11 protein-coding genes are annotated in these 13,120 nt (G+C 57.7%); 5 read left to right on the top strand and 6 right to left on the bottom strand.

Translation table 11 applies throughout. From position 1 onward, the window contains the following. The first annotated feature begins 3 nt into the window (after positions 1-3). From hpnD to HY298_17870, 3 genes are all read left to right on the top strand, one after another. Complete coding sequence (gene hpnD, locus HY298_17880; GenBank protein MBI3852131.1) at positions 4-873, top strand: presqualene diphosphate synthase HpnD; 870 nt, start codon at positions 4-6, stop codon at positions 871-873. A gap of 111 nt (positions 874-984) precedes the next feature. Continuing rightward, on the top strand, positions 985-1,809 hold the full coding sequence (hpnK, locus tag HY298_17875; protein ID MBI3852130.1) for a hopanoid biosynthesis-associated protein HpnK: 825 nt from the start codon (positions 985-987) through the stop codon (positions 1,807-1,809). Position 1,810: 1 nt separating this feature from the next. Further along, the gene (locus HY298_17870) at positions 1,811-2,245 is read left to right on the top strand and encodes an EamA family transporter (GenBank protein MBI3852129.1); all 435 of its coding nucleotides are present in this window, start codon (positions 1,811-1,813) and stop codon (positions 2,243-2,245) included. Here the strand turns inward: HY298_17870 and HY298_17865 are convergent. The 3 genes from HY298_17865 to HY298_17855 all read right to left on the bottom strand — a co-directional run bounded on the left by HY298_17865 (position 2,229) and on the right by HY298_17855 (position 5,141). Then, complete coding sequence (locus HY298_17865; protein MBI3852128.1) at positions 2,229-2,915, bottom strand: hypothetical protein; 687 nt, start codon at positions 2,913-2,915, stop codon at positions 2,229-2,231. The genes HY298_17870 and HY298_17865 overlap by 17 nt on opposite strands. Beyond that, a complete protein-coding gene (locus tag HY298_17860) occupies positions 2,912-3,631 on the bottom strand; it encodes a ribonuclease H-like domain-containing protein (GenBank protein ID MBI3852127.1) in 720 nt (239 codons plus the stop codon). Before HY298_17860 ends, HY298_17865 begins: the two co-directional genes overlap by 4 nt. Positions 3,632-3,917: 286 nt before the next feature. After that, positions 3,918-5,141 carry a 2,3-bisphosphoglycerate-independent phosphoglycerate mutase gene (locus HY298_17855; protein ID MBI3852126.1) on the bottom strand — a complete coding sequence of 408 codons (1,224 nt, stop codon included), beginning with the start codon at positions 5,139-5,141 and terminating at the stop codon, positions 3,918-3,920. 348 nt (positions 5,142-5,489) lie between these two features. Between HY298_17855 and HY298_17850 the strand changes: the two genes are divergently transcribed. Further along, positions 5,490-6,629 (top strand): ABC transporter ATP-binding protein, encoded by a 1,140-nt coding sequence (locus tag HY298_17850; GenBank protein ID MBI3852125.1) that lies wholly within the window; start codon positions 5,490-5,492, stop codon positions 6,627-6,629. Between the two features lie 140 nt (positions 6,630-6,769). Beyond that, positions 6,770-7,960, top strand: a complete 1,191-nt coding sequence (locus tag HY298_17845) for an aminomethyl transferase family protein (GenBank protein MBI3852124.1) — start codon at positions 6,770-6,772, stop codon at positions 7,958-7,960. A 435-nt stretch (positions 7,961-8,395) separates the two neighbouring features. On the opposite strand, the gene HY298_17840 is transcribed toward HY298_17845, so the two are convergent. The 3 genes from HY298_17840 to HY298_17830 all read right to left on the bottom strand — a co-directional run bounded on the left by HY298_17840 (position 8,396) and on the right by HY298_17830 (position 13,073). Next, positions 8,396-10,525, bottom strand: a complete 2,130-nt coding sequence (locus HY298_17840) for a transglutaminase domain-containing protein (GenBank protein MBI3852123.1) — start codon at positions 10,523-10,525, stop codon at positions 8,396-8,398. A gap of 139 nt (positions 10,526-10,664) precedes the next feature. Further along, complete coding sequence (locus HY298_17835; protein ID MBI3852122.1) at positions 10,665-12,011, bottom strand: DUF58 domain-containing protein; 1,347 nt, start codon at positions 12,009-12,011, stop codon at positions 10,665-10,667. A 114-nt stretch (positions 12,012-12,125) separates the two neighbouring features. Next, positions 12,126-13,073 carry a MoxR family ATPase gene (locus tag HY298_17830; protein MBI3852121.1) on the bottom strand — a complete coding sequence of 316 codons (948 nt, stop codon included), beginning with the start codon at positions 13,071-13,073 and terminating at the stop codon, positions 12,126-12,128. Positions 13,074-13,120: the final 47 nt, after the last annotated feature.

Here is a 13,120-nt window from a genome sequence, read left to right as displayed (position 1 = left end):
GGCATGCAAGAAAGTCGGCAAATCACCCGCAAAAGCGCCTCCAACCTGGCGCTGGCGTTCGTGCTGTTGCCGCGGACCAAACGCGATGGGATATCCGCCCTCTACGCATTTTGCCGCGAAGTGGATGATGTGACCGATGATGAAACTTCGCCAATCGACCGGCGTCGCCAGGTTCTGGCCGCGTGGCGCGACGACATCCGCCGGGCCTGCGGAGCGGAGACACCACAGTTTCCAGTCAACCGCGAACTCCAACCGGTCATTCAACAATATCGGCTTCCGTTCGAGTACTTTGATGAGTTGCTCCGCGGTGTGGAGATGGACTTGGCCATCAAGCGCTACGAAAATTATGCCGACCTGGAACAATACTGTTATCGCGTGGCTTCCGTCGTCGGACTCTTGAGCATCGAGATCTTCGGCTACAAGAATCCGGCGTCTCGCGATTATGCCATCCATCTGGGGAAGGCCTTGCAACTGACGAACATCCTGCGCGATGTGCGTTCCGACGCCGAACGCGGCCGCATCTACCTGCCGCTTGCCGAGCTGGCCCGCTTTCAAATTTCATCCGGGGAAATTCTACGACTTGAATACTCAACTCGCTTTCGTGAACTGGCGGCGAGTGTTGCCAGCCGCGCGCGCCATTTTTATCAACTTGCCCGGGAGACTTTGCCCGCTGAAGACCGTCGCGCCATGATTGCGGCGGAATTGATGGGCTCGGTTTACTGGCGGTTGTTGCGCAAACTGGAGCGGCAGCAGTTCAACGTTTTTGGCGACCGACCGACGCGCTTGAACAAGGGCCAGAAGTTCCTGCTCATCTTCCGCACCTGGTGTCGGTTGGTCTCGGGCGCCCTGGCGCCGAATTATGGCACGCCCTAAGCCTTGTTCGCTTCTTAATCGTAATCTTAATCTTCCTCTTAATCTGCCGGCGAAGGAGGAGCAGAAGAGCAAGATTAAGATTAACATTAAGAACCAAACACCCGTCGCCTGATGACCTCCGCCCGCCGCCTCATTGTTAACGCCGACGATTTCGGCCGCTCCAGTTCCATCAACCTAGCGGTCATCCGCGCTCATCGGGAGGGCATCCTCACCACCGCCAGTTTGATGGTGAACGAGCCGGCCTTTGCGGAAGCCGTCGCGCTGGCGAAGGAAAATCCGCGCCTGGGCGTGGGGCTGCACCTGACCCTGCTGGGCGGTCATTCAGCATTGTCCGCAGAAGAGATTCCCAGCCTGGTCAACCCGCAACACGAATTCGTCGATTGTCCGGTTAAGGCCGGCCTTCGGTACTTCGCCCGAAAAAGCCTGCGCGATCAGTTACGTCAGGAAATTCATGCGCAGTTCGAAAAATTCCGCGCCACCGGTCTTCCGCTCGACCATGTCAACGGGCATCTCCACCTCCACCTCCACCCCACCATCTTCCGGATTCTGATGGAGGACGCCGACCGGCTCGGCATCCGGCGTTTCCGCTTCACCCGCGACCCTTTTTGGTTGAATGCGCGCCTGGCTTCCGGCCACTGGGGGTATCGGGTGAGTCATGCGTTGATTCATCGCTTGCTTTCCGGACGCGCGCTTCCCGTTCTTCAGCGCAAAAATATTCGACATACCTTGCAGGTGTTCGGCCTGCTGCAAAATGCGCGCGTGGATCAAGGATTCGTCACGCGGCTTCTCCCGCAGTTGCCGGCCGGCGATTCGGAGCTTTACTCGCATCCGTCGCTCGACGAATTTAAGCACGAGTTCGATGCCTTGGTCAGTCCACGGGTGAAGGCGCTGGTTGAAGAACTCGGCATCAAGTTGATTCGTTACGAGGATTTATAGCATGACCAAAATTCTGTTTGTCTTGATTATCGGTCTTTTGTTCGAGGCGGTGGGCGTGGTTTTTTTAAGCGCCGGCCTGAAACAGATTGGTGAACTTCAACAGGTCACCCTGGCGGAAATCGGCCGGCTCGTGGCGCGCGGTGCCGTCAACCGCAATATTCTGCTGGGCATTTTCTTCGAGGCGATTTTTTTTGGCTGCTTGCTATACCTGCTCTCCCAGCGGGATGTCAGTCTGATCTGGCCGTTGACTTCTCTTGGTTTCGTCATCACCGCCATTGCGGCGAAGATCATTCTCAAGGAAGAAGTGTCGGCGCTGCGTTGGGCAGGCGTGGCGCTGATAGTCGTCGGCGCGGCACTGGTGAGCTACAGCGAGAAGGCGAAGTCCAAACCGGCGGACGCAATCCCCGCCGCCCAAACGCCTACGGCGGCCAGATGACCTTCGCCAATACACGGGCGAGCTGCTCCGCTGCGAACCGGCAATTCTTCTGCAGCCGCAACAGTGCTGGAATTTGCGCGGGCGATTTCGCAATTGCCAGCGCCAGCTTGCCGTAATCGAGGCTCATGTCCGGCTTCGCAAGTCGGTTGAAGTTAAGCGGTAAATCTTCGTTGGCTGTGTCTGAGATCACGCGCACTGTCGCGCAAGGAATTCCGCGCTCGCGGCAGACGGCTTGAATCGCGCCTGATTCCATTTCCACCGCGTCGGCACCTGTGGTGCGACGCAACTCTTGCTTTTCCGCCGCCGTCGTCACGATGCGCTGTGCACAAAACAAACTTGCTGGCGATGCGCCCGACTCAGCCAGAGCCTTGTCCAAATCGGGATAGACAGTGAGAAAAATCACATCGCCAATTTTGAGTTTGGGATTCAGACCACCGGCAAAACCGCAGGTGAACACACGCTGAGGAGAATGCTGCCGGAGAAAATCGCGAACCGACCTTTGAGCGTTGTTCTGTCCGATGCCGGTGATGAGAATCGCAACATCGGTTCTGCCCGCTGCGATTTTTCGAAACGCAGCCGCCTCCTCCTTGACTGCAAAACAAACGAACGTCCTCTCACGACCGCGGCGCGCTTCGGATTCCGCACTCCGCACTCCGCACTCCGCACTCATTTGATTCCCGCCAGCCGCTCTTTCCAGATCCGGTAAAGCTCCACGGTGGCGCGCACGTCCCGCAAACAATACTCGGCAATCTCGCGATACTTGCCTTCCGCCAGCAGATGATTTACGTCCAGCCCCGTGACGCCGTGACTCTTGGGTGATTCAATGCCGAAGGCCTTGCAGTAGAAATCGAGATTGAACTTGCGCGCCGCCCCATCCCGACCGCTGACGCCGTAAAATGTAAGTTGTTCTGCCAGATCGCAATGCGGTTCAGTTTGAAAACGGTAGCCGAGCCAGTCCTTGCGTTTGATCGGGACGTTCAAGAGAGCGGACCGCAGGTAAAGGAAGGGCACATCAAAACCGCGCCCATTGAACGTCACAATCGCCTCATAATGCTGGGCCACGTCCCAAAAGGCCGTCAGTAGTTCAGTCTCATCCACGCAGGCAACAAACTCGACCGGCCCGGCCTCGGCAGTGTCCGCCTCGCAATCATCCGCGGTGAACAGCACCTGACCCCGCACCGTGTCCGCATTGAGCATGGCAATGCACACCACCTGGGCGGTGAAGGGCCAGAGATTGAACTGCTGAAGGATTTCGGCGCGGCGGGTTTCGCGCGCGACTACGTCGGTGATTTTTTCCGTCTCGCGAAAAAGATACTCCTGCTGCACTTCATCGAAGTTTGTCAGTGGCAGCGTGGAGGACTCGATGTCAAAAACCAATTTGGCCATGCGGCGGCGGGGCGAGACAGATCAATTGACCAGGATGGGAAACCTGTCGCTGGGACCAGACCTGCCATCCTGGTGTTGGGTGATGGTTACTTCTTTTTCTTTCCTGCTTTTTTCTTTTTAGCTGCCACGAATATCACCCCCGATCAGTTTTTTGGGTTCATCTAAGTTCATTTAGACAGAAATCTTTCTGCTGACTAGTCTTATTTTGAAAAAATAAAAAATCTTTTCTACCGACATGCAACACATTTTTTGAAAAAGTTTTTTGGCAACTGGATAAAATTCCAGCTCAAGCTCCGAACTTGTCAAACATTTTTGCGTTCGCCTGCATGAGACGCATCAGCCATTTCGCTTCGAACACTCCGAGTGAGCCACGGTTCGCATTCGTCTCGGTGAAACGGTCGAGTTTGTCCGAACCGGAAGTCGCCGACACCAGCAACACCGGTTGCGGATGCCACGAGTGACCCCGTAACGCGCACGGCGTGGAATGATCGCCAGTGATCGCGAGGACGTCGGGTCTCTTTCGCAGCAAGATGGGGAGCGCCGCGTCGAACTCTTCGATCGCCTTTTTCTTCGCTTCGAAGTTGCCGTCCTCACCGTGCATGTCGGTGTACTTGTAATGAATGAAAAAGAAATCATAGTTCTCGTACTCGGCCAGGTAACGCTCGAATTGCCCGGCAATGGTCTGCGGTCCTTCAAGTTTGGTCATGCCGACCAGTTGCGCCAGCCCCTTATACATCGGATAGACAGCGAGGCACGCAGGCTTCAGATGGTAGCGCTCCTCGAAGAGCGGAATCGCCGGTCGGTGGGCAATGCCACGCATCAAAAAGCCGTTCGCAGGCTTTCGCTTCGCGATGATTGGCAACGCCAATTTGTAGAACTCCTTGATCAATTTAGCCGCCTTCTTGGCCTTGGCCGACTTGCGGTTAACTGGTTGAGCAATAGGAATAAGCGCGCCTTCGCGATGCGGGTCGGCGTCCGTCAGCGGCCCCTCCAAACCCTTGCCGCGGAGGATGACCACAAAGCGATGACCTTTGCCGGCTTTGATGATGACCTGCGCGTCGCCCACCTTCTTGATCTTTTTCGACAGCAACTCGCAAAGCTCTTCGCAGATTTCGGTTTCGATCCGCCCAGCGCGGCGGTCCGTCACAATCCCTTTGGCGTCGAGCGTGCAAAAGTTGGCACGCGCGGCCACGTCGCCTGCTTTCAACTCAAGACCCAATCCGAGCGCTTCGATCACGCCGCGTCCGACTTGAAACTCCAACGGATCATAACCGAACAGCGCGAGATGACCCGGCCCACTGCCGGGTGTGATGCCGGGTGCGACCGGAATCATCCTTCCCTGCGCTGCGTCCTTGGCCAATGCATCGAGGTTGGGCGTCGCGGCTGCTTCCAGGGGCGTCAAGTAGCCCTGTTCCTTTGTGGCAATGTCACCCAGGCCGTCGAGCACGAGGAGAACAAGTTTCGCATCAGTGTTTAACGTCAGCTCCGAATAAAGCGCATCGAGATTCATGATCCGTGTTGAGTTCTGGCCACGACAACCGACTCCGATCACTTCGCTCAAGCTGGATTGTCGGGCGCGATTCGCATCATGCGGAGAAGCTCGCGCCAGCGTCAACGCCATATTCGCCATCTGGAAAAGCAAGTCTTGGAGTGATTATCAAAAAAGATTTCCGGATAGAAAAATGAACAACCCCTCACCCGGCCTTCGCCACCCTTTCCCCATCGGATGGGGAGAGGGAAGGGTGAGGGGGCGTCGTTCAAATTGGAGATTACTTTTGGCAACCGATACAACTTCCGCCCTCCGCACCTGGATCACTCCGCGCTCGACGTTTGGCGCTGAACATTCAACACTTCATTCATGGCACGAGTACGGATCGAAAACCTCACCAAGGTTTTCAAAGAGCGAAAAGGCCGGGAGATCTGCGCCGTCAACAACGCCAACCTCACCGTCGAGGACAAGGAACTCCTTGTTCTCGTCGGCCCGTCCGGTTGCGGCAAGACTACGACGTTGCGCCTGATCGCCGGTTTGGAGGAAATCACTCGCGGCACAATTTCCATTGATGACGAGGTGATGAATGACATGTCCCCAAAAGACCGCGACGTCGCCATGGTTTTTCAAAACCACGCACTGTATCCGCACATGACGGTGTATGAGAACATGGCGTTCGGCTTGAAGCTACGGAAGCATCCCAAGGCGGAGATCGAACACCGCGTCAAGGAAGCGGCAGAGATTCTTGGCCTCACGGCCTGGCTCGACAGTTTGCCCAAGGCGCTTTCCGGCGGCGAGCGTCAGCGCGTGGCGGTAGGTCGCGCGATGGTGCGCAAACCCAGGGTCTTCCTTTTCGACGAACCGCTTTCCAATTTGGACACCCAGATGCGCGTGCAGATGCGCGCCGAAATCGTTAAACTCCAGGCCCGCCTCGCCGCCACCATGATTTACGTCACGCATGACCAGGGGGAAGCCATGTCGATGGGCGACCGCATCGCGGTAATGAGGAACGGCGTCATCCAGCAGGTGGACGAGCCGATGAACATCTACCACCATCCAGCCAACCTGTTCGTCGCTGGTTTCATCGGTTCGCCACCCATGAATGTCTTTTGTGGTGAGATAGCGCAAGCAGGAAACGGACTTTGTTTTCGGGAACAACACTCACAGATTCCCGCACCTGACAACTTCACCGTTCAACTGGATGATGTGATGTCGCCAAAATTGAGCAACTACATCGGGAAGAAAATTGTTTTCGGCATCCGCCCGGAAAACATCGTTGATAAACTTCACGCCCGCGAAGCGCCGCCGGAAAGAATAGTGGATGCCTCGGTGGAAATCATCGAACCGATGGGTTCTGAGACCTACATTTATCTCACCACCGGCTCGCACTCGTTTATCGCCCGCGTTAACGCAACCGATCGAGTGGCCGTGAAGCAAAAAACCTCCCTCGTCTTCGACACGCGCAGTGCGCACTTCTTCGATCCAACGACGGGAAAGGCGATTGTGTAGATGCGGGGACCGTGTCCGTTGGTTGGAGTTCAAGCTTTAGCTTGTTCCGGCCACGCTGAAGCGTGAACTCCAGCTTTCGCCCACACCGACTTCTCAATTTTCATTGTGCTTCGCGAATGAGGAATCGTTACATTCGCTCCATGGTAAGACTGGCTCTGCACGAACTTCATCAAGACCTGAACGCCACCTTCGCCGAGGTGAACGGCGCGGAGGTCGTCAGTCATTACGGTGACGCGCTGGCGGAGCACGCGGCGTTGCGCGAAACCGCCGGCGTAATTGAACTGAGCTTTCGCAGCCGGCTTTGCCTGACTGGCAAGGACCGCGTTCGCTTTCTGCACGGTCAGGTCACGAATGATGTGAAACGCCTGCGCGTCGGCGAAGGTTGTTACGCCGCGCTCGTCACGGCCAAGGGAAAGATGCAGAGCGACCTCAACATCTTCTGTCTGCAAGACGAACTGCTGCTCGACTTCGAGCCGGGCCTCACCGCCGTCGTGACGCAACGGCTGGAGAAATACATCGTCGCCGACGATGTGCAAGTGGTGGATGTCGCGCCGCACTACGGCTTGCTCAGCGTGCAAGGGCCAAAAGCTGGATCCGTCGTGCGCAGCTTGAGTCTGTTTGCTGAAATCCCCAACGCGACGCTCAGTTCCTTAAAAGTCACCGACCCGACTCTGGGCGAAATCTATTTGATGAAGCAGTCGCGGCTGGGGCGTCGTAGCAGCCGACGTCAGTCGGCTCAAGCTTCTCCCGAGGAGAGCCAGAGCCGACTGACGTCGGCTGCTACGGTGAGCGGTCACGAGCCACATGATCGTTCAGGCTTTGACTTGTTCGTGCCATTGCCTGCATTGGGAGTGGTGGCTGACAAACTCATCGCCGCCGCGAAAAGCGTCGGCGGACTTGCGTGCGGGTGGATGGCTTTGGAGATGGCACGCATCGAGGCGGGCATTCCGCGATTCGGCGCGGACATGGACGAGACGAACATTGCGCTGGAGTGCGGCATCGAGGCGCGCGCGGTGAGTTACAACAAAGGCTGCTACATCGGCCAAGAAGTCATCAACCGCATCCACACCATCGGCCACGTGAACCGCGAACTGCGCGGCCTGCGTCTGGCCGACGATTTGAAAACCTTGCCCGTGCGCGGCGACAAACTGTTCAAAGACGGCAAGGAAGTCGGCCACATCACGAGCGCCATCGCCTCACCAACGCTCAAAGCCAACGTTGCTCTCGGTTACGTGCGGCGCGAGGCAAACGCAGTTGGTACCGAATTGAAATTACGAAGTGCCGGTAATGATAGCGGGGCGAGAATCGTGCAGGTGCCGTTTGGAAAATGACGCTAACGATTGCAGCCTATCTCCGTATTAGTCGTCAATAGCTTCCCACTGGTCTACATACCAATAGATGAACCAACCCAGTATTGGAGTGTGCTGAAGCCAAATCACTGGTGCGTAAATGGTCTCGAAAGTGTGCGCAGCAGTTGCGCTGGCATTCTTTCCATACATCAGCCGTGCAGCCGGGCCAACACTAACGAAATATAGAACGAGGCCGACAACCACCATAGTGATCCACGGCTTGCTCTTTTGGCGCTCAGTTTTGGAAGCTGATTCCATGCGCGAACTGGATGAAGACTAACCTCCAACCAAGCGACCGGGTTTGAAGCCTATCCAGATTCAAGTCGCAACCGTATACTGGACGTGAATCTCAGTCCAGCGTCCGTTTGCTTTTGAAATGAGCCTGAAACCCGCGCGGACAAACGCTGCAAATCTATTTCATTTTCCGGCGACAACCGCCTTCTCCGCGCGCGACAATTTCTCCAAACACTTCCTCGCCTCCCGCTTCAACAATTCCCGGTCCGCCTCGCTCAAACCCAACGGATCGAAGCGGTAGCGGTAGTGCAACCGCAACAATTCCTCCAACGGCGCGCGCAACCCGGAGAGGTCAGGCGTTTCCGCCATGCGATGCAGCCATTCGTTCAGCGGCTCGCTTGCCCCGCGCGGCACGCCGCGTTCGGCAAGTTTGTTTTCGAGTTGGTAAAACTCCGAGTCCAGCCCCGGCCAGTCGAGAACTTCCGCGCTGCCCGGTTTTGCTCCGCGCTGTCGCCGTCGCCCGCGACGAAAGATGATTCGATACAGCAACAGCGCCAGCACCGGCACGATGATCCACAGGAGATATTGCCGCAGCTTGCTCTGGCCGTAACGGATTTTCGAGATCTCCAGACCGATACGCGTCCAGAAATCCGAGAGCCATTGGAACGCCGACTTGTTTTTCCCTTCCGCCGAAACCCAGGATGCTGGCGTCGTATCGAAGTCCAGCCATTTTTCCTGTTCCTTGTCCCAGACCAGACACCACGCGTGCGCGTCGCGCGCGCGCACGACGTATTTGCCGCCGGAACCTTCATGCACGGACCAGCCCACGGCGTACCGCGCCGGGATGGCGGCTCGGCGCAGCAACAACACGGTCGCCGTGGCGAAGTATTCGCAGTGGCCGCTGCGGGTCTGCAGCAGGAAACGGCTCAGCGGTGTGTCGTCGTTCTTTTTGAAGCGCGGCAGGCCCTGCCACTTGCTATAGGTGAATTTGTCGGCAAAAAATGCGGCGAGCGTCCGCTGCGCCTGTTCCGCGCTTTGTCCGCGAAGTTGCAAATCCTCAATCACCGAATCGAGCGCCGGCTTCTCACGGTCGGGAATTTTGAGGTCCTCGTTGGTGTCCGCAAACGAATCAATCGTTGCCCCCGGTCCATAGAGCGCGTCGAACATCACCAGACGCGGCCCCTCGGCGAGCACGGCGCCGGCGCTGTTCTTCTGGAGCAGATACGCGAAAAAGTTTTCCAGCCGTGCGCTCCCGGTTGGCAACGGCAGCAGGTCGGCGGGGTAATTGTCTTTCCTGCCGGCCAGATAACAGGTGATATTGACCGACGCGTTGTTGGATTTGCTCCGGAGCAATGTCCACTCACCGCTGTTGAGGACATCTTCCTGGACGCTCGTGAAATCGTCCTTGGACGAGCCAGCGAACCAGATCGGCGACTTGTAGCCGCGGTAACTCGCCGCGCGGAGGTAAGTTGGCGGCGGGCTGCCGTTCTTCGTTTCGAGCCAGATGCCGATGCGGCCGGAGGTCTTGATTTCGCCGATGTTGCCGAGCGCGGTGCGGCTTTGCGTCGGGTCGAAGCCGAATCCGCGCCGCATGAACCGCGAGACCCACTGCGCATTGAAATTTTCCAGGTAGCGTTGAAACTGTCCGATGCTGCGCTGACCAAAGAAACCGAGCGTCACCGCCACCGCCAGCGCAATGACCCAGACCACAACCGCGAACCGCCGCGAGCGCTGGGCCCACAGCGCCCATGCCAACAGCGCACACAGACCCCAGAAATACGTCGCGCCCTCGGCGGGGTGCACGCTCGCCGCCAGCAGCGTGCCGCCAAAATAAGGATACGCGATGTTGACATCGCGCGACGCAGGCGTGGGTTTGCCGGCCTTCTTGGCCTTCTTCCAACGGCGGCGCAGGATGAGCGAAATCGTCGCCAGCGGAATCATCTCGCGCGTGCTGAACATTTGCATTGCCAGGAACGGGAAGAAAATCATCGGCAGCCAGCGGAAGAGTGAGGCGGCGGTTTTGGCGGTGGAGGCGCCGGCGTTGCGTTGGGTGTAGAAATTCGGATTCTGGAAAAGGCTGCCGAAGGTTGCCGGGCCCTCGTTGGAGGTGAACGCATAAACCGCCGCGCCCAGAAAGACCACACAGCAAAAAGTCCAGATGCGGCTGAAGTCTTCGTCGGAAAATTCCCAACGCGCCTTGGTGAGCCGCGCGCTTTCGAGCACGACCGCCAGGAGCGCGCCCACGAGCAGCAGATCGGATTGCCAGCCCCAGAAGAGCAGCGCGGCGCCGAGCAACAAGGGAGGAGGCTTCATTTGCTGAAAAATCCGAAGCCCGAAATCCGAAATCCGAAAGAATCCCGAATTCCGAATGCCGAAATGCGGTCAAGCCTTCTGGTTCGGACTTCGATCTTCGGATTTGTTTCGGATTTCGACATTCGGATTTCGGATTTAATCACATCATCCCCGCCAGTTGTTCTTCTATCCGCCCGATTTCAAGAAAGTGCAAGTGGCCTGGTTCGTCGCGCATCGGACCGGAATCGCGCGGTTCATTTTTTCCAGCGGGCCGAACCACCAACACCAACACCGGCAAGCCAAGCGCCTTCAACTTTCTCACCAATTGTTGTCGCTCGTTGTCCCACGCCAGCAGCACGCAGACGCAGCCACTCACCGCGCTCGCGTGGTCCAGAACCAAATCCTCGAGCGAGGTGAACGTCTGTTCGTGGCAAGGCCGTACCGACGCGAGGATTTCCAACATTTGGTCCGCGTGCGCCAGGCCGCGGCCTGCCGTGAAACAATACGCCTGCGACCCGACGAACAGCAAATCCAGCAACGATTCCTGGGTGAGCACCGTGCAGGCGAACGACGCTGCGACCGACACCGCCTCCTCGAACTCGTCGCTGTGCGACTGGTCGGTGAAGGTGTCCAGCACCAGCGCGTGCCGCACGAAAAATTCGTCCTCAAATTCCTTGACGATGGGCTTTCCGGTTTTGGCCCAACTCCGCCAGTGAATGTGCCGCACCGGATCGCCGCGCCGATATTCCCGCAACGAAACATACTCATCGCTCAGCCCGACATTCGACGCCAGCGCCACGCCGCCTTGCTGATATTTCATCGCGCCCGGCAACGCGACGGGCGGAAGCCAGTAGCGCTTCGGCAGGATTAGGATGGATTGGGGCAACGAAATCTTGCGGATCGCGCGGAACAGTCCCAGCGGATCAGGCCGCGCGAGCGACAAACCGGCAAATCGTAAAATGCCGCGCCGCAATGGCGTCACTTCCACACGCGTCTCGACTTCCTGATTCGGCGGAGCGGCGGGCACCGCGGCATCTTTGAGCGTCGCCAGTTTGAAGGGATTCGCGCGTCGCCGCCGGCTGAAGCTGAACGGACGGAGATGTCGCTCGTCGTCGAGTTGCCGCGCCTTCCAATCCGCAAACGAAGGTCGCGGATCGGCAATGTTCTCCAGCAGCGTGAGACCATTCTGGGTTTTGCCCGTGAGATTTCTGACTGCAACGCGATAGTGAAACGGTTTGCCGACCGTGCCGAAGCGCGGCAGAAGTCGCTCGGCGGTAAAGCGAACCTTGAAAAAACCTGCAAACAGAAACGCCACGAGCAGCAGGGAAAACAACAGCGTGAACCCTTGGTAGCCGACGGTGTTTTCCGGATCGACCCCCAGCGTGGCTGCGACAATGACCGCGACGACCAGCGCCAACCCTGGGCGCGTGAACCGCCGCATCGCCCAATACTGGAGAGTCGAGAAGATGCGATAGTTGAGATAGAGGAGGCGGAAGAGGATATTCATGGGAAAACATCCAACGCCCAACATCCAACATCGAACACCCAAAGCATAAACCAACGCTTGGGCATTGAACGTTGGATGTTGGATGTTCGATGTTGGATGTTCATTGCCCGGCCTTCACGCCGGCACTTTGATTTTCTTTACGACTTCTTCGACCACGCCGCGTGCCGTCAGACCGGAGAACCGCGCCTGCGGCTCCATCACCACGCGATGCGCAATGACCGGCACGGCGAGTTCCTGGATTTGTTCCGGTGTGACGAACTCCAGACCGTCGAACAAGGCCAGGGCTTGCGCTGCCTTCATCAACGCAATGGATGCGCGCGGGCTGGCCGCCAGTTGTACACCACTCGCGCCACGCGTCGCGCCCACGATGTCCACGACGTATCGCTTGAGTTCGTCGCTGATGCGAACGCCTTGCGCCGCGCGTTTGAGCGCGAGGACGTCCGCAAGCGAGGCGCAGGGTTGAAGTTCATCCAGCGGATGAATGTGTTCCTGTGCCGAGAGCACGGCGACTTCCTCGGCTGGTTGCACGTAGCCGAGCTTGAATTGCATGGCGAACCGATCCATTTGGGCCTCCGGCAACGGATACGTGCCGCGAAACTCGACCGGATTCTGCGTGGCGACAACGAAAAAGAGTTCCGAGAGATTGCGCCGCTCGCCATCCACGCTCACCTGGTTTTCGCCCATCGATTCGAGCAGGGCCGACTGTGTGCGCGGTGAGGCGCGGTTGATTTCGTCGGCGAGCAGGATGTTCGTGAAGATCTGGCCTTCGTGGAAAAAGAATTGTTGCTCGCGTTGGTTGAAAATCGAAACACCGAGAATGTCAGACGGCAACAGGTCGGGCGTGAACTGCACACGCTTGAATTTGGCGTCAATCGAGCGGGCGAGGGCCTTGGCCAGCGTGGTTTTGCCCGTGCCGGGAAAATCTTCGAGCAACACATGCCCGCCGCTGGCCAGCGCGGCGAGCAGTTTGCGCGTCGCAGCCGTCTGGCCTTGCATGACGCGGGCAATGTTGGCGGAAATGTTTTGGTAGATCGCGTGCGCGATTTGAGGTGTCGTGGTCATCGGTGTCCTCTGTGAGTATTGAAACCGCGTTCGGCGGAAAAGGTTTC

The sequence above is a fragment of the Verrucomicrobiota bacterium genome, assembly GCA_016200005.1.
GTDB lineage: Bacteria > Verrucomicrobiota > Verrucomicrobiia > Limisphaerales > PALSA-1396 > PALSA-1396.
Note: the sequence above shows the minus strand (reverse complement) of the source record. Positions and strands in the feature narration are given on the sequence as shown.